The sequence below is a fragment of the Phycisphaerae bacterium genome (genome assembly GCA_041652575.1).
Lineage (GTDB): Bacteria > Planctomycetota > Phycisphaerae > Sedimentisphaerales > UBA12454 > UBA12454.
This window is the reverse complement of the sequence record JBAZHC010000002.1, coordinates 90,538-117,071: the sequence shown is the minus strand read 5'-3', so window position 1 is coordinate 117,071 and position 26,534 is coordinate 90,538. Positions and strand designations below refer to the sequence as shown.

The window sequence follows — 26,534 nt, the reverse complement described above, 5'->3', positions numbered from 1 at the left end:
CCTTTTAACGTTTCATCGGTGTACTGCCCTGCTAATTGGGCGGTAATATACCTGCCAACGACGACAGTTGCAATCATTTTTTTAATATTACATTGCCATTCCGCCGTCGACCTGCAGGACCTGACCATTAATATAGCCAGAATCATCACTTGCCAAAAATGCCACTGCCTTTGCCACATCCTGAGGAGTGCCAAGTTTTTTGGCCGGGATGATGGCAAGAGCCGCTTCCTTAACCGGTTCCGGCAATGTATTTGTCATATCGGTAACAATAAAACCCGGCGCAACGCAATTGGCGGTAATGCCTTTTTTCGCAACTTCTCTGACAACCGACTTTGTCATACCGATAAGACCGGCCTTGCTGGCGGCATAATTTGCGCTGCCCGCCTGACCCATAATTCCGGCAATGGAACTAATGCTGATAATCCTGCCGAACTTGTTGCGAATCATCGGACGAAGAGCGGCACGCGTGGCCATAAAGGCCGCCCGTAAATTTACACTCATCAGAATATCGTATTCATCATCGCTCATCTGCATCATAAGCCTGTCTCGTGTAATACCTGCGTTATTCACGAGAATAGCTATTCCATTGTACTGCTTCGATAGCTCTTCCATAACTTCGTTAAGCTGGTCTGTCTTTGTGATATCAACACATTTGGTAATAACGCTGTAGCCGGCATCGGCGACAACTTTTTCAAGCTCTTTGAGCTGCTCTGCATTCAAATCGAGACCGGCGACAATCCTGCCCTGCTTAAGCAGTTCAAGCACAATCGCCCTGCCGATTCCTCTTGCCGCTCCCGTTACTACCGCAAGTCTTTTGTCTTCAGCCATTACTTTACTCCCGTCAATTTCTTCATACTTTCAACATCACCGATATTCGTTATATCAGTCCTTCTATTAATCCTTCTCATAAGGCCGGTAAGAACTTTATTCGGCCCGATTTCATAAAATTTCGTCACGCCGTCAGCCAAAAGTCTTTCCATACACTTTTGCCATAATACTGTGCTGGTCAGTTGTCTCACAAGTCCCTGTGATATTTGCTCTTTATTTTGATAATATTCTGCATCCACATTTGCTATAACAGCTATACTGCCGGGGCTGTCTATTTTGCACTGAGCAATGGCTTTTTTTAGTTCTTCTGCGGCTGGGGCCATCATTTCAGAATGAAACGCCCCTGCCACTTTAAGCTCAATCGCCTTCATGGCCCCGTATTTCTCGGCAAGAGTCAAAGCTCGCTTACAAGCGTCTATATCGCCTGTAATAACAATCTGGCCGGGACAATTAAAGTTCGCACAACTCAAAAGTTGTCCCTGTGCGGCCTCGGCACAAAGCTTTTCAACGGCCGGCTGTTCGAGACCGATTATACTTACCATTGAGCCTTTCGAGGCATCGGCAGCGGCCTGCATAGCCTGGCCGCGTTTCTGTACAAGTTTCAGACCGTCTTCGAAACTGATAACGCCGGCGGCGTAAAGAGCCGTATATTCGCCGAGACTTAAGCCCGCAGTTACATTCGCAGGTTTTAGAAGTCCTTTACTCTTTAGAACTTCGAGAATCGCGACGGATGTCGCGAAAATTGCCGGCTGTGAAACCGTGGTGGAATTAAGCGTGTCTTCCGGACCTTCAAAACAGATTTTTATAATATCATTACCGACTATTTGACATGCTTTGTCAAAAAGCTGCCTGGCCAACGGCTCGGAGTCGTAAAAATCCCTGCCCATACCGACTGCCTGAGCGCCCTGACCGGGGAAGATATACGCTGTTTTATCTGTCATATTTTTTATTATCCATTAATTTTTCGTTATCGTTATAGGTCTCGGTATCGGTAATGTCGCGTTAATGGGTGTTGTTTTCGGTAATGTTACCAACACCTAAACCAAAATCGAAATTTAATTATCATCTTTAGTTTTTCTTGGCACAAACTTAGACCATGCTAAACCAAGCTTTTGTAACTGGCGAGAAGATTTATCGTAAAGGTCAATTAATTGACTATAAATATCTTTCTCGATACCATAAATATCTTTCACCTGACTTAGAGATACCATACTTTCGTTACTTTCTTCAGTAGCTGTATCTAACAAACTTTGATAACCCTTTTTTTGAAATCTTTTGGAATAGGCTTCTGCAATAAGCCGAGGAACAGCCTTTGCGGAACGTCGCAACTGGCTATCCAAATCAAATTTTTCTTCCTTTGGCAGTTTAGGAAGTATTTTTTGTATAACTGTAATAGCAACCTGAGAGGTGTTACGATAAACCTCCAAGTCATTAAAACTGCTATATTTTTTCTGTTCCACCGCCTGAACCTGCAAACTCCAAAAATTTGCGCCGGTTACCAACACCAATTACCGTTTCACGTGACGTTACCGATACCCATACCGACAACGAAACCAATTTAATTTTTATATCAGAATTCAATTACGTTAGCGCCCCATGTTAACCCGCCGCCGAAAGCGACAAACAGAACAATATCACCCTTTTTAATTCTGCCCTGCTGCATGCACTCGTCAAGAGCGATGGGTATAGAGGCTGCCGAGGTGTTGCCGTATTTATCGATATTTATGAATACCTTTTCGTCGGCAAGAGCGAGCCTTTTCGCGACAGACTCAATTATTCTTGCGTTCATCTGGTGAGGAATAAACAAATCCACATCGCTTGTAGATATGCCGCAATTTGTCATGCAGTCGTCAACGGTTTCAATAATTTTCCTGACCGCAAGCTGATAAACTTCTCTGCCGTTAATATGCATATAGACAGAATCTGGATTCTCCAGCGGCTTTCCAACAGGATGTCTGCTTCCATAAGCGGGGCAATTTAACGAAGTCCAGCCTGAACCGTCCGAGCCTGAAGTACTGTAGAAGATTCCCTTTGGACCATTTTTATCGCCTCTTTTTATAACAGCGGCGCCGGCTCCATCACCGAAAAGGATACAGCTTGCCCTGTCCTTGTAGTTGGTGATTTTGCTCAGCGTTTCAACGCCTATGACAAGGACATTGTCGTATCTTCCGTTTATCACGAAATTCTGCGCGATACTAAGTGCATAAACAAACCCGCTGCAGGCGGCTGAAATATCGAAAGCCCATGCTTTTTTCGCACCGAGCATATTCTGTACGAAACAGGCCGTCGATGGAAATACCATTTCGGGAGTTATCGTCGCCACGATAATCATCTCAATATCTTCAGCAGCAATATCGGCCTTTTGAATTGCTTTCTTAGCGGCCTCAAAGGCCAGGGTAGCCGTTGTTTCATTTTCAGCGGCAATATGACGAACCTTTATTCCGGTCCTGGTTGTAATCCATTCATCGTTGGTATCGACCATTTTTGTAAGGTCTTCGTTTGTAAGCTGCTTTTGGGGTATGCAGGAACCTGTCCCCGCAATAACAGCCCGAAAGGCGGAATCTAAACTCGTTTTTGTGCTACTCATCGGCGCCCTTAACAGTTGTAGTTGCCAGATATTCCTTAATTTTCGCGTTTATTCCCATATTGTGAAATTTTCGAGATGCTATAACAGCATTTTTTATGGTTCTGGCCTTGCTTGAGCCGTGGCATATAACCGATGTACCATTCACGCCTAACAGCAGCGCTCCGCCGTACTCGTGGTAATCGTATTTCTGGTACATCTTCATCATTACAGATTTGAACTTCAGTGCAAGTAGAAATGACTGCTGCTTAATTTCGTGCTTTATAACCTTGAAAAGGCCGTCAACCAGACCTTCGGTAAGCTTAAGTACTACATTTCCGACAAATCCGTCGCATATCGCGACATCGCATTTGCCTTTGAATATATCGCGGCCCTCAATATTGCCGATAAAATTGATTTTCGGGTCGCTCCTGATAAGCTCCCTGGCTTTTTTTACAATTTCATTTCCCTTGGCCTCTTCCTCGCCGATACTCATAATTCCGACTCGCGGGCTCTCGATGCCGAGGAGATTTCTCGAATACATAGATGCCATTACAGCGTATTGATAAAAGTTAATCGGCTTGCAGGCGATATTTGCGCCGACATCGCACATAGTAACAGGCCCCTCGAAAGTCGGGAAAACGACAGCGATTCCGGGTCTGTGCACTCCTTCGATGTTTCGCATTCTCATTTGACAGGCCGCGACGCAGGCGCCGGTGTTGCCGGCAGAGATAACCGCGTCAGCCTCGCCGTCGGCAGCAAGTTTAGTCATAATGGATATGGAGCTGTTGCGTTTTTTCCTGAGGGCGTCAACAGGCGATTCATCCATTCCTATAATTTCAGGCGCATTGACGATTTTTATGACATCAGCGTATTTACTGATGGTCTTTGCTCCAAGTTTGGATTCGATAACTTCGGCGGGACCGAGAAGAATTATAGTATCGCCTTTGTCGAGTATCTCTATCGACTCAAGAGCACCGTTGAGGATTTCATCAGGTGCATAATCGCCACCCATGGCGTCAATAGCTATCCTCATTGTTAGCTATGCCTCCTCTTTTTTGGCAAGCTTGAGAGTGATTTTCGGATTAACATATCCGCAGTTGGCGCAGGCGGCATGGGGCAATTTCGGACTGCTGCATTTTTTGCATACCGAAAGATTCACGGCTTTTAACGCGTGATGACTTCTTTTAGACCCTGTTCTCGTTTTACTTTTCTTTTTTACCGGTAACATCTGATTTACTCCAGTTAAGGATAGGAAAAAACAACAAAGACCAATCCCCCTGATTACCAGCTTTTGGCACTGATAACTGCGGCAAAATCGCTCTTTGTTTCAATAATCGGGCGAGTAAAATCGCCTTTTGCGGCAAAAAATCGCCAGTTAATTCAAAATTCTTGAGAGGTTTTAATAGTTCAGATTACCGCTATTGTCAAGAAAATTTCAAAATTTCCCATTTACAGGCCTGAATTAGCTGCGGAACTCGAATTTTTCCTGTTGAAAGATGCCTGAAAATAGGTTATCCTCTTGCTCTCTATTGTTTTGGCAAAATAATTATTAAGCCGGTAATCCCGATAAATCGGGAGGAAATATGGCCCGAAATCTTAAACATGTTGCTCTTTATGAGCTTATAAATAAAACGCGGTTTAAAAACGCGCAGCAAAAAGCTCTGGAAAGAATAGGCGTAGTAAACGCACCTATTCAAAAGCAGCAGGAAGAAAAACCGGAAGCTGTTTCACAGGTAGAAAAACCTGTTCCGGCTTCTGTATCTGTTCCAGTGCAGGCAGAGGCCGTTAAGACAGATACTGTTAAAAACAAGCCCGAATTCGTCTGGACCGGCAAGCCAAAACCGGTAAGAGTTTATCCCGACCGGATAGAGTTGTGTTTTTCGTGGCAGGTCGCAGGAATAGCTGTTCTGGCTTTTTTTGCGATACTGATGGTGTTCTTCAGACTGGGCCAGATTTATTCGCCAGGAAAGTCGCCGGAAACAAATGTTTCCAAACCGGTAACGACAGTATCCAGACCTGTCGAAATTGTGCCTGACTCAGTAAAGCCGGCAGCAGCCGAAAGAAATGTAACGGCGCAAAATCCGCCCAAAATGGTTGAGCCGATGGGCGATAATGTTATTGTAATAACCAGCTATCCATTGAGTTCTCATCTGGAGCCGGTAAAACAGTATTTCGCTCAGTTTGGTATAGCGACAGAAATAATAAAAAGAGGTTCCCGTTACCTGCTGGTAACGCAGAACCGTTTTGATGGTATCGATAAATCCGGTACAGACGGATATGAAATGAAAAGAAAGATTATGTCCGTCGGGGCCAATTATAAGCCTCCTGCCGGTTCGGGATTCGAATCCTTTGGAACAAAGCCGTTCCAGGATGTTTACGCTATGAAGATGAATTAAATTTTCAGGAGTTTTTTCTATGTCAATTGATCGTTCACTTAAACTTAAAGGTGCTCTTGTAAGGCACCGTAACGTACTTACGCGTACAGAGAGACTTAAACGGCTCAAAGACGAAGAAAAGTGGGAAGAAGGCAACAGCCTCTTCGGTCTGGCCAAGGTAGCCAACAGGAAAGTTGCCGCGGTTAAGAAAGAGCCCAAGAAGGCAGCAGCAGCCGTAGAAGGCGCAGCGGCACCGGCAGCCGGTGCACCAGCCGCAGCAGGCAAAGGCGCCGCACCAGCCGGTAAAGCAGCTCCGGCGGGCAAAGCCGCCCCTGCAGCCAAACCAGCAGGCGGAAAGAAATAGTTTTCCGTGAAGTATCTTGCAGACAGAACGGCTCTTATAGACGCGAGCGGCATAAGAAAAATTTTCAATCTTGCCGCTTCTATGAAGGACCCGGTTAATTTTTCAATCGGCCAGCCGGATTTCGACGTTCCCGAGCCGCTAAGGCAGGTCGCTATTGATGCAATAAAACACGGCAAAAATAAATACACCCAAACGGGCGGTGACCCGGCGCTTTGTGCAAAAATAGCCGGACAGATTACCGCACAGTTCAAATGGCAAAATCCATCCGTTCTTTTCGCCAGCGGCGTCAGCGGCGGATTGCTGCTTGCTTTTATGAGCCTGATTAATCCCGGCGACGAGGTGATAATCCCTGACCCCTATTTCGTGATGTATAAACATCTCGTAAATCTGCTCGGCGGAAAATGCGTATTTATAGATACGTATCCTGACTTCAGACTACATCCGGAAAAAATCACCGACAAAATCACGAGCAAAACAAAATTGATTGTCATAAATTCACCATGCAATCCTACCGGCTCGGTCTATTCGCAAAACGAACTTAAACAGCTTGCTGAAATCGCCGCTAAAAACGAAACGCTGATTCTCTCTGACGAGATTTATGATAAATTCTGCTACGACTCGGAATATCCGAGCATAGCTTCAATCTATCCAAACACAATTCTTATGAAAGGTTTCAGCAAGTCTTACGCTATGACCGGCTGGCGGCTGGCGTATGTAGCCGCACCGCAGCATCTGAAACCGATAATCGAGGAAATGACGAAAATTCAGCAATATACTTTTGTCTGTGCCCCTGCCCCATTCCAGCAAGCAGCACTTGCGGCCCTTGATTATGACATAAGCGACCTTATCGCAGGCTACAAAGCCAAACGCGACATTATGTACGAAGGCCTGAAGGACAAATTCGAAATGATAAAGCCTGCCGGCGCTTTTTATACCTTTATAAAGTCTCCTAAAGGCACAGGAACCGAATTTGTCGAAAAGGCGATTAAAAATAATCTGCTGATTATTCCCGGCTGTGTTTTCAGCGAAAAAAACACGCATTTCCGTCTTTGCTATACCACGACCAATGACAAAATTAAGCAAGGCATCGATATTTTAAGAAAACTCGTCTGATAAATTCCTCTTGCCTGCCTGCCTTTGCGCGGATAAAATCATAGTATGCAGACAAAATTCTTCATTTTTCTGTTATGTGTGGTTTGTTTCCTGTCCACCGAAGTTTTAGCGAAGGCGGAGCCGGCTATTGCCGCCGAGTCTAACATTATCATTCCTGTTGACCTGCCCGAAGCAACCGCTGCGGTGATTACCTGCAACGGCCTGATTGACGATGGTCTGTACGCTTCCATAAAACGGCGGGCAAATACAGCTCTTGAAATGGGCGCAAACTATATCATTCTTGAAATAGAAACTTACGGCGGTCTTGTCAAAAGCGCAGACGATATATCAAAATATCTCATTCTTGAACTATCGCAAAAAGCAAAGACAGTCGCCTATATTAACACCGAGGCAATAAGCGCCGGAGCGATGATAAGCGTTTCCTGCCAAGACATAATAATGAGGGAAAATACCACAATCGGCGACTGCGCTCCAATCCAGATGGGCGGCGAGCCTTTGGGAGATGTAGAACGAGAAAAAACGGAAAGCTTCGTACGAGCAACGTTCCAGCGAGCGGCACAGGCTAACAATTATCCTGTCGCCCTGCTCGAGGCGATGGTAAGCAGACATAAAAAAGTATGGCGGGTAGAAAACACAAAAACAGGACTCTGTGAATTCTATGAGGATGAAAAACTGCCCAAAGACAACCGTCTTTATGACCTGAAAGCAAAAGAACTCATAGACAATGAAAATGAAATCCTGACGCTTACGGCGGCAAAAGCGCAGGAATACGGCATCGCAAGAATGGTGGCAACCGATATAAATGAAGCGATGACTTTTCTCGGGATTCGCGATAACGTAAAATTTTCACCGAATATTATCCGGCTGGAACCGAACTGGTCCGAACAGCTTGTCAGACTGCTTAATCATCCCACCCTTACGGGTATTCTTTTTATGGTCGGGCTTCTCGGCATTTATATCGAATTGAAAACGCCCGGCATTGGTCTGCCTGGGTTCGTAGCGGTGATTTGTTTCGCGATAATTTTCGGCAGCAGGTATCTGACCGGCCTTGCGACGTGGTGGGAAATCGCGGTTTTCGCAATCGGCATTATCCTGCTGGCAACTGAAATTTTTATTATTCCCGGCTTCGGCATAACAGGCGTACTGGGAATTTTATTTATCATAATAGGTCTTTTCGCAGTCCTGATTCCAAACAGACCGGATGAACTGCCCTGGCCAAAAAGCGATTTCAATGACGTTCAATGGCAGATTTTATCAAACGGTGCATGGGGCTTTTCGATTGGTTTTATTGGTTTTATTGTCATAGCTTATATATTGGCCAAATTTCTGCCGAAGACCGGCCCGTTTAAAGGCCTTATCCTTGCTCCTGCCATGGCCGGGCCTAAAATGGAAGCGGATATAACCGCCCCGCCGCAAAAGAGCGGCGAACTGAAAGCCGGCAATATGGGAATCGCAATTACAAAATTAAGGCCGGCAGGTCAGGCACGATTTGAAGATGCTGTCGTCGATGTCGTCGCCGAGGGTGAATTCATCGAAAAAGGTCAGAAAATAAAAATCATACAAATTCAAGGCAATAAAGTTGTAGTCAGGAAGATTGAGGAATAAAAAATGTTCTGGTGGATATTTTTAGCGATTTTTTTGTTTTTGCTCTGTGCCGTTTTGCTCGTAGCGGAAGTTTTTGTGCCCAGTTTCGGCCTGATTACTCTCTGTGCCATTACTTCGCTCATCGGCGGCATCGTAATTTTCTTCAAGCTCAATCCCACAGCCGGCTGGTGCGGCATAATAGTCGCTGTGATTATGATACCGGCCACGCTGGTCTTTGCTTATAAAATATTTCCGAAAACCCGGTTCGGCAAATCAGTTTCACTGGACGGCCCCAAAAGACAAAAAGGCGACGCAATATCCGACACCGACCAGCTCGAAGCCCTTTTGGGCCAAAAAGCCAAAGCGATAACCATGCTCAGGCCGGTAGGAATGTGCGATTTTGCGGGAACAAGACTTGAATGTGTCGCAGAAACCGGTTATGTTGAGAAAGGAAAAACCGTTGAGGTTATAAAAGTAGAAGGTACACAATTAACAGTCAGGGAAATAGAAAATTCTTAATGAAAGGATTTTAAAATGACAATCTCGAATCTCTTTATTCTTGCTGAAATGCCAAAGGCAGTATCGGGTATAGGCCTGATAATTATTCTGGTACTTATATTTATTTTCGGTTTGCTGGTACTGGCTTACGGCCGGCTGTGGCTGCAGGCAAGATTGTCCGGCGCACCAGTCGCAATCGGCGAACTTATCGGAATGACACTGCGGAAGGTTAACGCCAGCAGAATCGTCAGCGCACGAATTATGGCGATTCAGGCAGGTCTTGATTTGACCCGCCGCGACCTCGAAAGCCATTATCTTGCAGGCGGCCGAGTTGAAAACGTCGTTCGTGCATTAATTGCCGCCGACAGGGCAAATTTGAATTTGACCTTCAAGGTCGCCACAGCAATCGACCTTGCAGGCAGAGATATTCTCGATGCCGTTCAGACTTCGGTTAACCCAAAGGTTATCGACTGCCCTGATCCCGGAAAAGGCAGGGAAACCATTGACGCTGTTTCTCAGGACGGTATCCAGCTAAGGGCAAAGGCACGCGTAACGGTTCGTACAAACCTTCAGCGTCTTATCGGCGGTGCGACAGAACCAACCATTATCGCACGCGTCGGCGAGGGTATCGTAACAACAATAGGCAGCGCGATATCTCACAAAAGCGTTCTTGAAAATCCCGATAACATTTCCAAGCAGGTTCTTGCCAAGAGCCTTGATGCCGGTACGGCATTTGAAATTCTCTCGATTGATATCGCAGATATCGACGTAGGCGATAACATCGGCGCAAAGCTTCAGGCCGACCAGGCCAAGGCAGACCTTGCCAGGGCACAGGCTGAGGCTGAAAAACGCCGTGCAATGGCCGTTGCCCGCGAACAGGAAATGAAAGCGCTGGTTCAGGAAAATCACGCGAAGGTAGTTCTTGCCGAAGCGGAGGTGCCGCTTGCAATGGCCGAGGCTTTTAGAAAAGGCAATATGGGCATAATGGACTATTATAAAATGAAAAATATTATGGCTGATACGACTATGAGAGATTCAATCTCAAAGCCGCCGAAAAAAGAACAATAAAATTTTAAGCTGAGAATAAATGTATTCCTTATTTGAAAATATACTCGCCCCGTTAGAGGCTGGACATCTTTGGTGGTCGTCAGGCGACCTTAGCGCCTTGCCTCTAACGGGGCTCGCAGCCGGAAAACCAGGCAACGAAGTCTGGATACAGTTTGTTGTCATAGCGGCAATAGTCGGCTTCAGCATCTTAAAGGCTATAGTCCGCGGCATAAGCGGTGCAAAAACAATGGCGGAACAAAAGCCCCGGCAGAATGAGGAAAAACATCAAAGGCCTGTTTCTCTGACCGGCGGACGTGGGAAATACGTTCCTGCACGCGGGGATTATAAAACTATTGAACAATTAAGAGCGGAAAAAATCACACAAATCAGGGCGGCTTTCGGCATACCCGAACCGCCGCCTATTATGGCAGAAAAAGTTGAAAGCGAGCCCGTTCCGGTGCAAAGGCTTGTTCGCCGGGCAGAGGTCAAAAGACCGAAACCTGTACCGCAGCAAAATATGACTGCTGCCGAAACACCTTCTGCAAGTCATATCAGCCATGCGAAACAGCCTGTAAAATCCGGCAAACAAACAAGTGAGACTGGAAATATTCTGATACATTTAAATTCTCCACAGGACCTGCGTTCTGCGATTTTGTATCAGGAAATTCTCGGTCCGCCGGTTTCGATGAGATAAAATTATCAGGCCGGACGTTTCTAAAATAAACATCCGGCCTGATGTTAGAGATTATTTTCCGCTGAGTTTTATTACTATATATCTCGAGTATTCCTCTTGCTGAACATAAAGCAGAACAGTATTTCCGGCTTTTTTAATCAGTTCCCAGAAATTATCCGCATCCTGTACTTTTTGGCGATTAACCTCAAGTATTAGTGTTCCGACAGTAATCTGAGCCTCTTCAGCAGGCGAACCGACCTGTACCCCGGCTACAATAACGCCTGACTGCTCATCTTTATAACCAAACTGCTGAGCAATTTCCGGCGTCAAATCCTGCACTGTTATGCCGAGTTTGTCTGCTGATTCTTCCTGCGATTCGGCAGAAGCGGTTTCTGTCTTTCTGGCCTCAAGCTCAACTGTAAAATCCTTTTCTTTGCCGTCCCTGATAACAGTAAGTATTATTTTCGTGCCAGGCTGTATCTTTGCAACTTCATTCCTGAAATTGTCCCAGTCGTCAATTTTCTTTCCATCTTTCTTTATAATAATGTCGCCCTGCTGAAGCTGTGCCTTTTCGGCGGGACTATCCTTTACGACATTATCAACCACTACGCCTTTATGACCTTTTGCGCCAAGCAGTTCGGCCATTTCAGGAGTGACATTTTTACCATAAATGCCTATATAGCCGCGAGTGACCTTTCCTCCCTCTTTAAGCTGTTCATAGACATATTTAGCCATATTGATTGGGATGGCAAAACCAATACCTGAATAACCTCCGCTCTGGCTGTATATCGCTGAATTGATTCCTATGACTTGTCCATCGATATTAATCAAAGGTCCGCCGGAGTTGCCGAAATTAATGGCGGCATCTGTTTGTATAAAATTCTGATACGCCAGTTCCGAATCGGCAAACCTCAGGCCGCTTCTGCCCTTGGCCGAAACTATACCTGATGTTACCGTATGACTCAGGCCGAACGGATTGCCGATTGCAAGCACCCACTCGCCTACCTTAAGCTTATCCGAATCACCCATTTCGACTGTCGGCAAATCGTTAGCGTCAATTTTAATTACAGCGACATCGGTTTCGGGGTCTGTACCGATTACCTTTGCCGGTAATTCCCTGTCATCGGAAAGTTTTACCATTATTTCGTTGGCGTCCTTGACAACGTGATTATTGGTAAGAATATAACCATCGGCTGTGATTATAAAACCTGAGCCCTGACCACGACGGATTTGTTTTCTTTCCCGAGGCTGCTGCTGTTGCTGACGCCGCTGCTGAAACTGCCGGCCGAAAAACCTTTGGAAAAATTCATCATTCTGAAACTGCTCGAACGGGTCACCAAAAAACATATCCGGCCTCCGCTGGGTATATTCCTGCTTAACACTTACGAAAACCACCGCGGGGCCAACCTTTGCGGCAATATCAGCAAAAACTTCGCCGGTATTCCGCAGGGTTTCAATATCTGATTTTTTATCAGGTTCGGCCGGACAAATCGCAGCCGAGGCAAAAATAATTGCAAGGGTTAAAATAAGTGCGAGGGCTTTCCTGTGCTTCATAACTCTTTTCCTTTCAAAAACTTACAGACACAAAATTTGCAAATCTGTTAAAAGTAGAACCGAATTGCTATGAAAAGTTTATTTAATTATTTACGGATATAACCAAAAATTTGTTCAGTTATTGTAGATAAATCAGCATAAATAGTATATTTTATTCATACTATGGCATCAAATAAAATAGAAATTATCTATCAGGACAAGGATATTATCGCCGTCAACAAACCGGCCGGTCTGAGCGTTACGCACGACCGGAGCGGTCTGGACGACCTTATCAAAGTATTACACAAAGAAATCGACGAAGATGATTTAAGGATTATTCATCGGCTGGACAAGGATACAAGCGGCATAATGATACTGGCCAAAAACAAAGAGGCACAGACTCATTATTGCGGCCTGTTCGAGAAATCAAAGGTCAAAAAAACATATCTCGCTCTGGCGGCAGGGGCGCCTGAAGGTTTAACAGGCGAAATAGACGCCCCTATCGCGGAAAGCAAAAAAGACCCGCGAAAGATGGAAGTTGACGCTAAAAACGGAAAAGACTCCAAAACCGTATGGGAACTTTTGGCCGATTTCGGGAGCGTAAGCCTGCTTGCCGTCCGGCCGCAAACAGGCAGAACTCACCAGATAAGGGTACATTTTCAGCACGCCGGCTTCCCGCTCACCATCGACCCGCTTTATGGGTCAAATGAGCCGCTGATGCTTTCGAGTTTCAAACATGGCTACAGACTTTCCAGAAACGCTGAAAAGGAAATTCCACTGATAGAAAGGCTTACCCTCTGCGCGTACCAGCTGGAAACGGAGAACCTGAATCTTATCGCTCCGCTCGAAAGAAAGTTCAAGGCGGCAATTAAAATGCTTACCAAATACAACTCAAAAGGCCCTGCGGCATTTGTAAATGACCAGAATTTTCAGAAACTTTTGAACGCTGAGCCTCTGCTGCTGAATATCTGAACAACAACTTGATTTTTCTTGCCTATTCGGCCTTTTTACGATAATTTGCTGTTTTCACAGGGATTGAACAATGTCTGAAAAAACTATAAAAATAGGAATAGTCGGCTTCGGCACAGTGGGCAGCGGAGTTGCGAAGATTCTGCTTGAGGATTCAGACTACATCGAGGCAAGAACCGGCATAAGACTCGAGCTTACCAGGGTTGTGGACGTTGACACGAAAAAAGAGCGGCCCGTAAAACTGCCTGCAGGAATTCTTACCAGCGATTTAAACAGCCTGCTTAACGACAAGGACATTCAAATCGCAATCGAACTTGTCGGCGGGACAAAGATTGCCAAAGAAATCCAGATGAAAATGCTCGCCGCCGGCAAAGATGTCGTTACCGCCAATAAGGCACTGCTGGCCGAGCACGGCAACGAACTTTATGCCGCTGCGCACAAAGCCGATAGGTGTATCGCTTTCGAAGCGAGCTGCGCCGGCGGAATACCGATTATCTCAGCCATCAGAACAGGACTGGCGGCCAACAGGATAAAGGCAATTTACGGAATAGTAAACGGAACCTGCAATTATATTCTCTCGAATATGACAAAGAAGAACGAGAGCTTTAAGGCGGCACTGAAACAGGCCCAGGATAAGGGCTACGCCGAGGCGGACCCCACGCTTGACATCAGCGGCGGCGACAGCGCACATAAGCTTGCGATTCTGGCGTCAATAAGTTTCGGCTGCGAAATTCTGCCCAGCGACATTTTCGTCGAAGGCATTGAAAACATCGATATAGTCGATATCCGTTACGGCAGAGAGATGGGCTATACCCTGAAACTTCTCGCAATCGGCCAAAAGACCGGCGACGGCAAAGTTTTCCTGCGTGTTCATCCGTCCTTTATATCCAGCGAGAACGCACTTGCGAGAGTCGACGGCCCCTTCAATGCCGTGAGCGTATTCGGCCACGCAGTGGGTCAGGTAATGTTCTACGGCCGCGGAGCAGGTATGATGCCTACCGCTTCGGCTGTCGCAGCCGATATTATCGAAGTGGCGATGGGCAATTCCAAAAAACTTTTCAAACACCTGACACTTGAGCCGAGAAATAAAATTAATTCTTCTTTCGGCAAAATAGACGACCTCATCAGCAGGTTTTATATAAAACTCAAGGTTTCAGACAAGCCCGGCGTGTTCGCTCAAATCTGCACGATACTGGCTAATCACGAGATAAGTCTTTCAGGTGTTCTTCAGCACGAAGAGCATAATCACAATAATATGGTACCTGCTATTGTGATAACTCATCAAACGCAGCAGAAAAGAATAACAGCGGCACTTGCAGATTTGGCAAAACTTGAAATAGTAAAAGATAAGCCGGTCTGCATAAGAATAGTCGATATACCGGAGGACAGCGATTGACCAAGTACGCGATAATAATCCCTGACGGAGCGGCCGATGAGTCTATCGAGCAGTTTGGCGGCAAGACAATATTCGAAGCTGCCGAGATTCCAAACATCGACAAGATATGCCAGACCGGCAGAGAAGGATTAGCTCGTACAATACCGGAAAAAATGTCTCCGGGCAGCGATGTCGCGATAATGGGACTGCTGGGCTATGACGCACAAAGATATTATACCGGCAGAGCGCCGATAGAAGCCGTCGCAATGAATATCCCGCTCGAGCCGACAGACTGGGTATTCAGATGCAACCTCGTAACAATCGCAGATGAAAAAATGGCCGACCACAGCGCCGGGCATATATCCAGCGCCGAAGGCGCAAAGATAATCGAAGATTTAAACAAAGCGCTCGGCAGTAAAAACATCAAATTTTACCCGGGCGTCAGCTACAGACATATTTGCGTAATAAAAGATATGGACTTCGACGTTTATACCGAACCGCCGCACGACATAATAGGTCAGCAGGTAGCCAAGAATTTGCCCCGCGGCAAAAACGCCGAGCTGATTGTTACCCTTATGGCAAAATCCAAACAGCTTCTTGCCGACCACGAAATCAATAAAATTCGGCGCGATTTGGGCGAAAATCCAGTAAGTTCCATCTGGCTTTGGGGTCAGGGCAAAAAGGCCGCGATGGACAGTTTCGAGAGCAGGTTCGGTATTAAAGGCGCAGCGATAACGGCCGTTGACCTTGTCAGAGGACTTGCAAAACTGATAGGCTTTGACCTTATCAAGGTAGAAGGAGCAACGGGTTTTGCGGATACGAATTACAAAGGCAAGGCAGAGGCCGCGATAAAAGCTTTCGATAAATACGATATAGTTCTTGTACATATCGAAGGCCCTGACGAAGCGGGCCACGCGGGAAATGCTGAATTGAAGAAAAAAGCTGTGGAACGTATTGACAGATATATAGTCGGTCCAGTATATCAGGCCCTGCAAAAATACGAAAGCTGGCGGATACTTGTAATGCCCGACCACCTGACGCCGTGTAAATCGCAGGCGCATTCAGGTCAGCCTGTACCTTTTGCGATGGCAGGAACAGGAATTACTCCCATATTGGACAATCCCTTCAGCGAAGCGTACGCGGCTATGTCGGGACTGAAGATTGAAAAAGGTTATGAACTGATGGAATATTTTTTAAAGAGTTAACATTCAGAGACGTTTATGAGCAAAAAACACGAAATCGTTGTACAGAAATTCGGCGGAACATCGGTAGCAAACGCGGAAAAAATCAAAAAAGCCGCTCAAAGAGCTATCAATGAGTTCAAGCAGGGAAAACAGGTTGTTATGGTCGCTTCGGCACGCGGCAAGCAGACTGACGTACTGATTGCCGACGCTCTCGAGGTCAATCCAAACCCGCCAAAACGCGAGATGGACCAGCTTTTGAGCACAGGTGAACAGCAAACTGTTTCGCTTGTGGCGATGGCAATCGAAGGAATGGGCTATAAGGCGATAAGCTTTACCGGCGCACAAATCCGAATGATTACCGACAGCGTCCATACAAAGGCAAGAATCAAGAGTATCGACACAAAGAGAATGAAAAAATATCTGGACCAGGGCAATATCGTCATCGTCGCGGGATTCCAGGGAGTCGATGAAAACGAGGATATCACAACGCTCGGAAGAGGCGGCTCGGATACGAGCGCCGTTGCACTGGCCGCGGCACTGAAAGCCGACACCTGCGACATCTACACCGACGTTGACGGCGTTTACACGACCGACCCGCGGATTTTCAAGGAGGCCGTCAAGCTCGAACAAATCAGCTATGACGAAGTTCTCGAAATGGCAAGTCTCGGTGCGGGAGTTATGCACGGCCGGTCAATCGAGTTCGGCAAAAAATATAATGTAACCATACATGTCAGAAGCAGTATGTCAGATAAAAAAGGAACTTTAATTACTCATGAGGTCCCACAAATGGAAGGTATACTTGTATCAGGCGCGACAATTGAAAAAAATCTTGCTAAAGTAAGCATGATTGGTGTTAATAACAAACCCGGCAACGCGGCAAAAGTTTTCGCACATCTCGCCTCGGCCAGGGTCAGCGTCAATGACATCATTCAGACCGAAGTCAGCAAGCAAAAGGCTAATATCTCTTTCACCGTAAGCAAGAACGATTTTAACGACGCCAAAAAAGCCGTTCAGGAAATCAAAGATAAAGTCGGCTGCGAGAATGTTTTCTACCGTGACGACATTGCCGAGGTTTCCATAATAGGTGTTGGAATGAGAACTCATTACGGCGTCGCGAATATGATGTTCAGCACACTGGCAAAGGAAAAAATCAATATCGACTCGATAACAACAAGCGAAATCCGCATTAGCTGCATCGTTGACAAGGACCAGGGCGATAAGGCCCTGATTAGTATATGCAAAACTTTCGAGCTCGATAAACCGGTAAACAAACGCAGTTATGTAAAATAAAAATAGCCACAAAGGCACAAAGACACTAAGTTTTTAATATATAATTATTTTTTCTTCGTGCCTTCGTGTCTTAGTGGCTAATATGAAGAACAAAAAAATAAAATACGCACAAAGCCGATTGCGAAAGAACATACTGACGCTGTCGGCTTTTTTATTGCTTTCGACAGTCGTATTGCTCGACCGCACTTTTCACCCCTTTGTCAAAACTTCCGTACCGACCCAAACAGCAGATGCGAACGACTGGGATAAATACGATGGAAAAAGTTTTATCGTGGTAAAGGTCGTTGACGGCGACACTATCGATATCAATATTCCAGACGCGAATTTTCCGCACACAAGAATTCGTCTGCTTGGCGTCGATACCCCTGAAACAAAAAGTCCATATACGCCTGTAATGTACTTCGGCCCCGAGGCTTCTCAATTTACAAAAGATATGGTTCTCGGTAAAAATGTTACTGTTATTATGGACAAACTTTCAAAGCCTCGTGATAAATATCACAGACTTCTTGGCCATATACGGCTTCCTGACGGAAGAATTTTAAATGAGGAGCTGGTTTTAAACGGTTTTGCTTATGCCGATACACGATTCCCGCATAGTTATTACAAAAAATATATAGAACTTGAAAAACAGGCAAAAGAGACAAAAGCCGGATTATGGAAAAAGATTACAATTGACCAGATGCCGAAATGGCGAAAAGCAGAGAACCACGTCCTTGGGACTCCTAACGGAGAATGAACACAAATAAACACGAATTCTATATTATTTCTTGTATTTGCCTTGCTTTTATGTTACGTCAAAGGTCGAGATATACGATGGAGGTACAATTATGCGGAAGTTTATAGTAATATCTTTTCTCACAGTAGCTTTTATTGTTTCAACATCGGCACTGGCATCTGATATTTCATCCTTGATTAAAGACCTCGGCAATAAGGAGAAAGCAAAAGACGCATCAAATGCCCTTGCAAAAATTGGCAAACCTGCTGTGCCAGAATTGATTGATGCCATGAAAGGGAACAATAACTATCAGAAACGGTATGCGACCAGAGCAATTCGAGAAATGGGACAAACAGGTTCAGATGCCATTCCCGTATTAGAAAAGCTTCTTAAAGAATGGGACACACAAACACGGGAATATGCGGTTGAAGCTCTTGGCAACATGATAGAGCAGTCTAATGAAGTATTGCCGATTTTAGAAAAAGTAGTTCATAAAGACGTTGATGAAAACGTCCGGAAAAAAGCGAAGGTCGCAATCGAAAAAATTAAAACGCTACTTGCCGAACGTGCCGCTTTAAAAAATCAGCAGAATGGCCCAGTGCAGGAACAATCTCTTAACGAGAAAAATCCAAAACCACAAGAAGAGATTGTTCAAACTGCCGCCGAATGCAATAATATAACAGTGTTTGGTGTTCCCATGAAAGGAACGCTACAGGAAATTGCGACCGCCTTAGAAAAAAATGGAATTGAAATCTCCCAAGGTTATCTACAGGTCGATTCAAATGCATTCAAGAAAAACCTGCAATCCGAGATAAATGTACTATATGATGCTTGGAAAATTCCCCTTTCAAGAAAGGAAAAGGCTTTAAGATTGTTAGAAGAAGGTAAACTAAAAGGTTTTTGTTACGAATATAAAGGGGAAAAATATTTTGTTGAACCCGCATCTTTCGAAATATTTTTTGGGCACGAGCCTATGCCTGGAATTTATCCAATCATTGAGGATTTTCCAGACACTTATAACTCCCAGTTTCTATTGAAATGTGATAATTTCCCTGCCGAAATGGATTATCAAGGAATAAGAAGCATTTCTATCCACCTTAAAAGCATTGAACAAAAAGAACCAACTTGCTTCTTAATCAGGTTATTCTTTGTTGGCAATCCAAAAGAAGGTTTAAGCAAACTTCTCACAGACAAATACGGGGCACCGACACTTCGTTATACGTATGATGAACAAGATGAGAAATCTAACGAACATGTATATGGAGAACGTTTTATAAAAACTCCATGGCCTTCATTACTAACAAAGCATACCAATTGGGGTCATCCTTTCAAAGAGACAGAAGAATTTTACCCGTTAAAAAAAGATTCTTTATATGTCAAAGTTGAAACGGTATTAGCTGCCTCCCGTAACGGTGGAAAACGTTGGTATATCCCATTAACTTCTAATGAAAGACCAATTGTTGAAGAATATGTATTAAATTCCAGCAAAAGGCAAGGTGAAGAATATGCAGATTTTTTGATGGAATGGCGTTGCGGCAATGAGCTTATAGTTCTTAGTGGAACAGCTTTCATTATAAAACCGATGAGGGATGAATATGGGACGATTGTAGATCGGTCAAATGCTGGAAAAGTTGGTTGGAGATTTGAAAGCTTAGATTATATTGACTTATCCTCTATTGAGGAACTAAGTAGTATGTATGAGAAATTATACTCGGCTTCTAACGAAGCTAAAGCCAGGGTCGTTGAAGCTGGGAAAAGTGGCTTTTGATTCTAATTGTTAGGTATATGGAGACAGTAACACAAACAAAAACCTAAGTAATGTTGAGAAAAATTAAGGAGAACAAACTATGAGAGTCGGTGAATTGGCGTTTACATCATATATATTCAGCAAAATGGATGACGGTTCCTATGAGGAGTTTTTGAGGAATACAGGCGACCATTTTAATATTGAAAAACCAGGACATTCACAATATCTTCTTAATTGGTTAAGAAAATGGCGCATGCGAAACGCAAGAAATGCCGATGAAGCGGCAACTGAAAAACTAATACAATGGCATAAACAGTATGGCGATAGATTGCCAGATGAAAACACAAACATTTGGGAATTAAACGATAACCATTTGAAGGGGGTAAGATTGGCCTATGAAGAACTTTTGAAACCTATAAGTAATGCTCCGAATAAACGCTCATTTGGTATGACTGGAGCAACAAAGATTTTATTTGCTTTAAGACCTAAATCTCTTCCTCTCTGGGACGGAGCAATTCGGGAAAAATTACAAGAAGAAGAAAAACCGATTAGCGGAAATGCAGGTCAATTGTATATAAACTTCATTAAGTATTTAAGAGACCACATTATTCCAGACCTTTTAGAACAGTGTCAAGCTGCTAATGTGCAATTGTCCGATTTACCAAATATCTTTGGATTGAACAATTCAAACAGAATTACTACGCTTAAGTTAATAGATGAGTATTACTGGGTCACTATAACAAAAGGGATAGAACCTCCCAACAGAGATACCTTACAGAAATGGTTGAACTGGATATAAAAATATAATCCTGATTACTGTTCGTTAACTACTGAATACTGTATTCTTTTATTTTTCAGTAGAGTGTTCTTTCGCCGATGCCAAGAAGGTTTGTGGCTCTTTTCAATACCTGTCAATCGGCAGTGAAAGGTTTTGCGGCCGGGTCAGGTCTATAAAACTGCCCTTCTGTGCGGCTCGTACCTGAATTGTTCCGAGTTCCTTATATGTGTTATAAAGAATCGCCAGTTTCTCCTCATCTCTTGCCTCAAGATTTTTGTGCCACTGGCCCTTTTGTGCGCCCCATCTTATTTCTGTGCCGTCCTTTGCGTAAAACACAATGTGCGCCTGAGAAGTGCTTCGCCTGCCGTTAAAATTGCTCATATCGATTGACTTCAGCTCAGCGAGCAAAGGCTTGTTCGGCTCAACCTGTTTATCCATCTTGTCTAAAAGCTCAATTAATTCGACTGCAGCGGCCACATCGTCACTCTGCCATTTTGTGCCGACAGAACGAGATGTAAGCAGATGAGATGAAACGCCTGTTATCTCCACAATTGTAAGTTTATTGAGCGGAATGTAATCGAGAACCATCAATTGAGAATCTATGTAATACTGTTTGTCTTCCGCTCTTACCATAGCTACCGGTACTCTGTAGTTGGCCTTTACAACTATGGATTCGGCGCCAATGCTTACCTGGGTATTATACAGCCAGGCAAAAGTTTGGAGATTATCGCCGACCTGTCTTGCTATTGTTTCATTGAGACTGAATTTAACTCCGCCTTTGCCCGCAGTCGCGAGTATTTCCTGCTGAAGCGCCGGGCTTACCCAGTCCGGCACATTAACCAGTTCGAGCCTGAGCGGCTGTTTGCCGAAATTCAAACCCTTCTTTACGAATCTATCGAGAAAAATAAATCCTGCCGTTAAAGCCACGCATACGGCGATAACCACAAAAATAATTATCGTATTGCGAACGGCTTTTGACCGTTCCTTTTTCTCGGTTTTGGTAAGTTTCTTTTTGAAACCGAACCATGACTTTTTATTTTTTTCTGCCAATCAGGCCTTCCTTTGCAGTGCAGCTTGTATTATTCTCGAACATAACCGGCTCATATCCATTCCGGCCTTTGCCGCGGCCTTGGGTAAAAGCGAATGCGTTGTAAAGCCGGGAATCGTATTTATCTCTATAACATAAGGAGTCCCGTCATCGCTGACAATCATATCGACCCTGCTGAAATCCCTGCATCCGAGAGCCTTGAAACTCCTCATGGCGGTATCATTTATCCTGTTCAATGTCTGCACATCCTGTATGGTATCGAACAAATACTGCGTATCGTTATCGTCATATTTGGCGGTATAATTATAAAACGGCCGCGAGGTTTTGATTTCAATAACAGGTAAAGTTTTATCTTCGAGAATTCCTACGGTTATTTCCCTCCCCTTTATAAACTGCTCTATCATACAATCGCCGAATTCATCGAAGCATTCTTCGGCGGCAACTTTTGCTTTCTTAAAACTTTCGACAATTTGAACGCCGACGCTGCTGCCCTGTCTTATGGGTTTAATTACAAATTTTGCGCCCATAACTTTCAGCTTTGATTCGATATCGGCAAAATCCGAGGCTTTCCTGATTTCTATCGCCTGCGGAGTGGGCAGTTTGGCCTTTTCGAAGGCTTTTTTGCAGGCTATTTTGTCAAACGCCAGTCTGCTCGATTTCGAATCACAGCCGGTAAAAAGCAGATGTTTTCGTTCGCAGATTTCCTGCATATCGCCGCCTTCGCCGAACTCGCCGTGAAATACGAGAAAGAAAACGTCTATGCTTTTGTCGTCGAGAATCCAGGGTTTGTCCGGCAGGAAATCGTGCTCGACTATTTCGAGCATTCCGGTCTTTTTCAGGGCGTCAGATACACACTTTCCGCTCTGGAGACTGACCTGGCGTTCCGCGCCAACCGCCCCCATCAAAACCGCAACTTTTAAACCGCCCGTATTTTCCGAATCCATTTATATTATGCCAAAAATGCTTTACCAGATTTCAATCTCAAGTTCGAGTTCAACGTCAAATTTTTCTTTTACCTTTTTCTTAACGGTTTCAATCAGCGAAGTAACATCGCTGCTTTTGCAGCCTTTTTCAGCAATAATAAAATTAGCGTGTTTTTCACTGACAACCGCGCCGCCGACTTTCGTGCCTTTCAGTCCTGCACGGTCAATCATCGCCCCTGCGCCCATACCTCTGGGATTCTTGAAAACGCAGCCGGCGTTTCTCGTATTCAATGGCTGAGTGTTTTTCTTGTAAATCCATACTTCTTTTACTGTCCGCAGAAGCTGCTGAGGGTCCGCTTCATACAATTTTACTTTCGCGTCAAGTATGAATTTGGCCGTGATATTTGTCTGCCTGTAATCGAAAGACAGCTCCGGCTTGGACTTTTCAAAGACATTGCCCTGATTATCCATCAGCGTGACTGATTCGATAGCCGAGCCGAAGTCGCCGAAGTTTCCGCCGGCATTCATCCTAACCGCTCCGCCTACAGAACCCGGTATGCCCGCAAGTATCTCGATTCCGCCCAGGCCCTTTCGGACACAATCAAGCACCAGTTTACTCAAATCCGCTCCGGCGCCGACACGAAGATAAAATTCATCATATCCTGTTTTACAGAAAGCTTCGCTGTCGAGTTTCAGTACGACACCTTTTACGCCCTGGTCACGGACAAGAAGATTCGAGCCGAATCCCAAAATCCGCACCGGCATATTGTTCTCGGCGCAGCGTTTGACGACATCCGCAAGCTGGTCAACGTTTTGGGGGCGAATAAAATATTCCGCCTTGCCGCCAAGACCAAACCAGGTGCTTTCACCCAGCGGATAGTCTTTTTCAATTATTTTTTCTAAGCCATTGAATATATTCATCTGCAACTTTCCAGACATTACCGGCTCCCATAGTCATTAAAATATCGCCGGATTTTACGTTATTTTTGAGAAATTCGCAAATTTTTTCGAAAGAATCGATAAAAACAGCTTCACTGCCCTTCTGTTTTATCGCATTTACGAGCATTTCGGAATTAACTTCATTCCTTGCTTTTTCCGTATCCCTGACAAAATAGATGTCCGGCACAATAGTTATATCGGCAAGTTTGAAACTCTCGGCAAAATCCTTAAGCAAAAACCGCGTCCTGCTGTACTGATGCGGCTGGAAAACACAGAAAATCTTCCTGCCGTCATACTTCTGCCTCATAGCCGCTAAACTCGCTTTTATCTCAGTCGGATGATGAGCGTAATCATCGTAAATGGTAACACCATTTATCTCGGCCTTTTTCATCAGCCGTCTGTCCATACCCTCAAAACCACCCATAACATCCAGTACCGCACCAATATCGAGACCCAGCGAATCAGCAGCGGCAATTACAGCAAGAGCATTCCTTACATTGTGCTCGCCGGGAAGATTTAAAACCGCTCTGCCGACTTCTCTGCCCCTGATTAAACAGGTAAACTCCGTCCTGTCTGGAAATTGTGCAATCTGCGCCGCTGAATAATCAAAGCTGTCCTTCAAACCAAATGTCAAAATACGCCTGTCCCTCAGGGCAGGAAGCAACCTGGCAATGTTTTTGTCCTCACCGCCGGCTATCAACACACCGTCAGTCCTGATACCATTGGCAAAATCACCGAAGGCAGAAACAATCTCGTTAATGTCTGAATAATAATCCAGATGGTCCGGCTCAATATTTAAGATAACCCCAACCTGAGGACGAAGATTCAAAAAACTCCTGTCATACTCACAGGCTTCAGCGACAAAAATTTCACTGCTGCCTATACCCGACGATGAGCCAAGCTGTGTAATGTCGGCACCAACGACAAAATTGGGCTCGATACCAAGCTTTTTCAATACATAAACCAGCCAGCCGGTCGTTGTGCTTTTGCCGTGAGTGCCGGAAATTGCAACCCCTTTATACCGGTCCATAACCAAACCGAGCATCTGGGCGTATTTATAAACCATTATCTTTCTGCGGCGAGCTTCCAAAAGCTCCGGATTGTCGTCTTTTACGGCCGCTGAAATAACTACCCCATCCACCTCTTTTGGCAAATTAGTAGCGGTGTGGCCTATTTTTACGGCGGCTCCATCGACTGACAGCCGGTCGGTCAGGACAGATTCCTGCATATCCGAACCGCTGACAATCGCTTTTTCCTTCATTAAAACGGCGGCAAGAGCGCTTGTTCCAACACCCCCGATTCCGATAAAATGATATTTTTTACCTTCCGATGGCGACTTTTTTCCCATATTTTTGTTACCTATCGGCACAAAATACTGATGTGCACTCTTAACAGGTCTTAAATCCGTTATCTTCAATCGAAAACTCCATTTTCATACAAAATCTTACCTAATTTATAGGCATAAAACCGACAGGTTTCAATAAGAATCTGTATTAAAAACGGATGAAAATTATTTTCCCTTTTCGCCTTGCCATAGCATAATTTGCAGTCTTTGCGAAAATGCGAAATGATGTTTTTTGCACAGCCGAGCGATGAGAAAACTTCTCTTCAAATATTCGGGCAGATTTTTCGCCTGCGGCATAAGCATAACATCCGACCGATCGATTCTTATACTCCTCAGTGTTTTTTCGACCTCGTCGACATCGCCTGCCTTTTCAATCACGAACTTGAACTGGCAAGCGTAATTATCCATAAGTTTTTTCAACTGATCGGTTTTGAGGTATTGTTTTTTATTGGCATTTTTCGGATAAGCATTGGAAAGTTTCGGACTGATACTCATAAGGTCGCATTCGAGGCCGGGGACGAATTTAATGCCTGCCGTTTCAATTGTGATATGGTATTTTTTCAACGCATTGCAAAGCACTGGTAAATGCGGACAAATTATCGGCTCGCCGCCGGTGATTACGATATAATCCGTTTTGTATTTTTTAACCTGCTTTACTATTTTCTCAATCGTCCTTAACTTCCCCGCTTTCGAATCGATCGCGTATTTCGTATCGCAGAATCTGCATCGCAGCGGACAGCCTGCGAGCCTTATAAATACAGACGGTCTGCCTGCAAGGATACCTTCACCCTGAATCGAATAAAAGATTTCAGAAATGTTTATTTTATCGTTTTGCATATTAGCTACAGAGTTCACAGAGAACACAGAGATAAAAAAAATAAAACTATAACGTAATATTATATTTAACCGGGTCTTTAAGGCCTGCCTGTTCAAAGCCATTGAGACGGAGCCGGCACGAATCGCATTTGCCGCAGGGCCTGCCTTCTTTGTCCGGGTTATAACAACTATGAGTTTTTGAATAATCCACGCCAAGACGGATTCCGGTTTTAATGATTTGGCATTTTGACATTTTTATAATCGGAGTATGAATTTTATATTTGCCTTTTTTCTGAACGGCGGCAGCGGTGGCAAGATTGGCCATTTTTTCAAAAGCATCGATGTATTCAGGTCTGCAATCTGGATAGCCGCTGTAATCAGTCGCGTTTACGCCGATGAAAATATCGAACGCACCAATCGACTCCGCCAACGCCAGTGCATAACTTAAAAATATTGTGTTCCTTGCAGGCACATAAGTAACCGGTATTTTCGATGTGTCGATTCTTCTGTTTATCGGCACTTTTATCGATTTGTCGGTAAGTGCCGAATTGAGAAACACCGCAGGATTGACATCGACAATTAAATGTTGAACCTTAAAAAACTTGGCGTTTTTTTGGGCCGCTTTTAGTTCGATACCATGCCGCTGACCATAACGAAAGGTCATGGCATAACATTTAAAGCCTTTGGATTTAGCAATCACCAGCGTTGTCGCGGAATCCAGCCCTCCGCTGAGCAGAACAACGGCTTTTTTAATCTTTTTTGCCATAAATCAGAAATTACTCCACTTGCCAAAATTATGATATTATATTATAGTATTACGGCCT

At 44.7% G+C, this 26,534-nt stretch carries 27 protein-coding genes; 14 read left to right on the top strand and 13 right to left on the bottom strand.

What is annotated here, in order from left to right; genetic code table 11:
- Positions 1-87 precede the first annotated feature (87 nt).
- From fabG to rpmF, 6 genes are all read right to left on the bottom strand, one after another.
- Positions 88-828 (bottom strand): 3-oxoacyl-[acyl-carrier-protein] reductase, encoded by a 741-nt coding sequence (gene fabG, locus WC496_02105; GenBank protein MFA5291811.1) that lies wholly within the window; start codon positions 826-828, stop codon positions 88-90.
- Complete coding sequence (gene fabD, locus WC496_02100) at positions 828-1,769, bottom strand: ACP S-malonyltransferase (GenBank protein ID MFA5291810.1); 942 nt, start codon at positions 1,767-1,769, stop codon at positions 828-830. Before fabD ends, fabG begins: the two co-directional genes overlap by 1 nt.
- 114 nt (positions 1,770-1,883) lie before the next feature.
- Positions 1,884-2,288 carry a four helix bundle protein gene (locus WC496_02095; protein MFA5291809.1) on the bottom strand — a complete coding sequence of 135 codons (405 nt, stop codon included), beginning with the start codon at positions 2,286-2,288 and terminating at the stop codon, positions 1,884-1,886.
- 110 nt (positions 2,289-2,398) lie between these two features.
- Entirely contained in the window at positions 2,399-3,415 is a 1,017-nt protein-coding gene (locus WC496_02090) for a beta-ketoacyl-ACP synthase III (GenBank protein MFA5291808.1), read from the bottom strand.
- Positions 3,408-4,427 (bottom strand): phosphate acyltransferase PlsX, encoded by a 1,020-nt coding sequence (gene plsX / locus WC496_02085; protein MFA5291807.1) that lies wholly within the window; start codon positions 4,425-4,427, stop codon positions 3,408-3,410. The genes WC496_02090 and plsX overlap by 8 nt, the downstream gene beginning before the upstream one ends.
- A gap of 6 nt (positions 4,428-4,433) precedes the next feature.
- A complete protein-coding gene (gene rpmF, locus WC496_02080) occupies positions 4,434-4,622 on the bottom strand; it encodes a 50S ribosomal protein L32 (protein MFA5291806.1) in 189 nt (62 codons plus the stop codon).
- Between the two features lie 355 nt (positions 4,623-4,977).
- Between rpmF and WC496_02075 the strand changes: the two genes are divergently transcribed.
- The 7 genes from WC496_02075 to WC496_02045 are packed head-to-tail and all read left to right on the top strand — an operon-like array spanning position 4,978 to position 11,069.
- Positions 4,978-5,790 (top strand): hypothetical protein, encoded by an 813-nt coding sequence (locus WC496_02075; GenBank protein ID MFA5291805.1) that lies wholly within the window; start codon positions 4,978-4,980, stop codon positions 5,788-5,790.
- A gap of 19 nt (positions 5,791-5,809) precedes the next feature.
- Positions 5,810-6,133: a small basic protein gene (locus WC496_02070; protein ID MFA5291804.1), complete on the top strand. Its 324-nt coding sequence runs from the start codon at positions 5,810-5,812 to the stop codon at positions 6,131-6,133.
- A 6-nt stretch (positions 6,134-6,139) separates the two neighbouring features.
- On the top strand, positions 6,140-7,246 hold the full coding sequence (locus tag WC496_02065) for an aminotransferase class I/II-fold pyridoxal phosphate-dependent enzyme (protein ID MFA5291803.1): 1,107 nt from the start codon (positions 6,140-6,142) through the stop codon (positions 7,244-7,246).
- Between the two features lie 45 nt (positions 7,247-7,291).
- Positions 7,292-8,851, top strand: coding sequence for an NfeD family protein (locus tag WC496_02060; GenBank protein MFA5291802.1), 1,560 nt, complete (start codon positions 7,292-7,294; stop codon positions 8,849-8,851).
- Between the two features lie 3 nt (positions 8,852-8,854).
- Positions 8,855-9,349 carry an NfeD family protein gene (locus WC496_02055; GenBank protein MFA5291801.1) on the top strand — a complete coding sequence of 165 codons (495 nt, stop codon included), beginning with the start codon at positions 8,855-8,857 and terminating at the stop codon, positions 9,347-9,349.
- Between the two features lie 15 nt (positions 9,350-9,364).
- Positions 9,365-10,396, top strand: coding sequence for a flotillin-like protein FloA (gene floA, locus WC496_02050; protein ID MFA5291800.1), 1,032 nt, complete (start codon positions 9,365-9,367; stop codon positions 10,394-10,396).
- Positions 10,397-10,415: 19 nt separating this feature from the next.
- The gene (locus WC496_02045) at positions 10,416-11,069 is read left to right on the top strand and encodes a hypothetical protein (protein ID MFA5291799.1); all 654 of its coding nucleotides are present in this window, start codon (positions 10,416-10,418) and stop codon (positions 11,067-11,069) included.
- Positions 11,070-11,120: 51 nt separating this feature from the next.
- On the opposite strand, the gene WC496_02040 is transcribed toward WC496_02045, so the two are convergent.
- The gene (locus WC496_02040) at positions 11,121-12,602 is read right to left on the bottom strand and encodes a Do family serine endopeptidase (GenBank protein MFA5291798.1); all 1,482 of its coding nucleotides are present in this window, start codon (positions 12,600-12,602) and stop codon (positions 11,121-11,123) included.
- A gap of 162 nt (positions 12,603-12,764) precedes the next feature.
- Between WC496_02040 and WC496_02035 the strand changes: the two genes are divergently transcribed.
- The 7 genes from WC496_02035 (at position 12,765) to WC496_02005 (ending at position 20,660) form a co-directional block, all read left to right on the top strand.
- Positions 12,765-13,553 carry an RluA family pseudouridine synthase gene (locus tag WC496_02035; GenBank protein ID MFA5291797.1) on the top strand — a complete coding sequence of 263 codons (789 nt, stop codon included), beginning with the start codon at positions 12,765-12,767 and terminating at the stop codon, positions 13,551-13,553.
- Between the two features lie 70 nt (positions 13,554-13,623).
- Positions 13,624-14,946 carry a homoserine dehydrogenase gene (locus WC496_02030; protein MFA5291796.1) on the top strand — a complete coding sequence of 441 codons (1,323 nt, stop codon included), beginning with the start codon at positions 13,624-13,626 and terminating at the stop codon, positions 14,944-14,946.
- Positions 14,943-16,130: a cofactor-independent phosphoglycerate mutase gene (locus WC496_02025; GenBank protein MFA5291795.1), complete on the top strand. Its 1,188-nt coding sequence runs from the start codon at positions 14,943-14,945 to the stop codon at positions 16,128-16,130. Before WC496_02030 ends, WC496_02025 begins: the two co-directional genes overlap by 4 nt.
- Positions 16,131-16,145: 15 nt before the next feature.
- Positions 16,146-17,399, top strand: a complete 1,254-nt coding sequence (locus WC496_02020; GenBank protein ID MFA5291794.1) for an aspartate kinase — start codon at positions 16,146-16,148, stop codon at positions 17,397-17,399.
- Positions 17,400-17,481: 82 nt separating this feature from the next.
- On the top strand, positions 17,482-18,135 hold the full coding sequence (locus tag WC496_02015) for a thermonuclease family protein (protein ID MFA5291793.1): 654 nt from the start codon (positions 17,482-17,484) through the stop codon (positions 18,133-18,135).
- 91 nt (positions 18,136-18,226) lie between these two features.
- Complete coding sequence (locus tag WC496_02010; protein ID MFA5291792.1) at positions 18,227-19,882, top strand: HEAT repeat domain-containing protein; 1,656 nt, start codon at positions 18,227-18,229, stop codon at positions 19,880-19,882.
- A 79-nt stretch (positions 19,883-19,961) separates the two neighbouring features.
- Positions 19,962-20,660 carry a hypothetical protein gene (locus WC496_02005; GenBank protein MFA5291791.1) on the top strand — a complete coding sequence of 233 codons (699 nt, stop codon included), beginning with the start codon at positions 19,962-19,964 and terminating at the stop codon, positions 20,658-20,660.
- A gap of 102 nt (positions 20,661-20,762) precedes the next feature.
- Here WC496_02005 and WC496_02000 read toward each other — a convergent pair whose 3' ends face one another.
- From WC496_02000 to queC, 6 genes are all read right to left on the bottom strand, one after another.
- Positions 20,763-21,689, bottom strand: a complete 927-nt coding sequence (locus WC496_02000; protein ID MFA5291790.1) for a hypothetical protein — start codon at positions 21,687-21,689, stop codon at positions 20,763-20,765.
- Positions 21,690-22,631 carry a D-alanine--D-alanine ligase gene (locus WC496_01995; protein ID MFA5291789.1) on the bottom strand — a complete coding sequence of 314 codons (942 nt, stop codon included), beginning with the start codon at positions 22,629-22,631 and terminating at the stop codon, positions 21,690-21,692.
- A 21-nt stretch (positions 22,632-22,652) separates the two neighbouring features.
- Positions 22,653-23,531 (bottom strand): UDP-N-acetylmuramate dehydrogenase, encoded by an 879-nt coding sequence (gene murB / locus WC496_01990; GenBank protein ID MFA5291788.1) that lies wholly within the window; start codon positions 23,529-23,531, stop codon positions 22,653-22,655.
- The gene (gene murC / locus WC496_01985) at positions 23,497-24,966 is read right to left on the bottom strand and encodes a UDP-N-acetylmuramate--L-alanine ligase (protein ID MFA5291787.1); all 1,470 of its coding nucleotides are present in this window, start codon (positions 24,964-24,966) and stop codon (positions 23,497-23,499) included. Before murC ends, murB begins: the two co-directional genes overlap by 35 nt.
- A 93-nt stretch (positions 24,967-25,059) precedes the next feature.
- Positions 25,060-25,731 carry a 7-carboxy-7-deazaguanine synthase QueE gene (locus tag WC496_01980; GenBank protein ID MFA5291786.1) on the bottom strand — a complete coding sequence of 224 codons (672 nt, stop codon included), beginning with the start codon at positions 25,729-25,731 and terminating at the stop codon, positions 25,060-25,062.
- A 46-nt stretch (positions 25,732-25,777) separates the two neighbouring features.
- Positions 25,778-26,476 (bottom strand): 7-cyano-7-deazaguanine synthase QueC, encoded by a 699-nt coding sequence (queC, locus tag WC496_01975; protein MFA5291785.1) that lies wholly within the window; start codon positions 26,474-26,476, stop codon positions 25,778-25,780.
- Positions 26,477-26,534 lie beyond the last annotated feature (58 nt).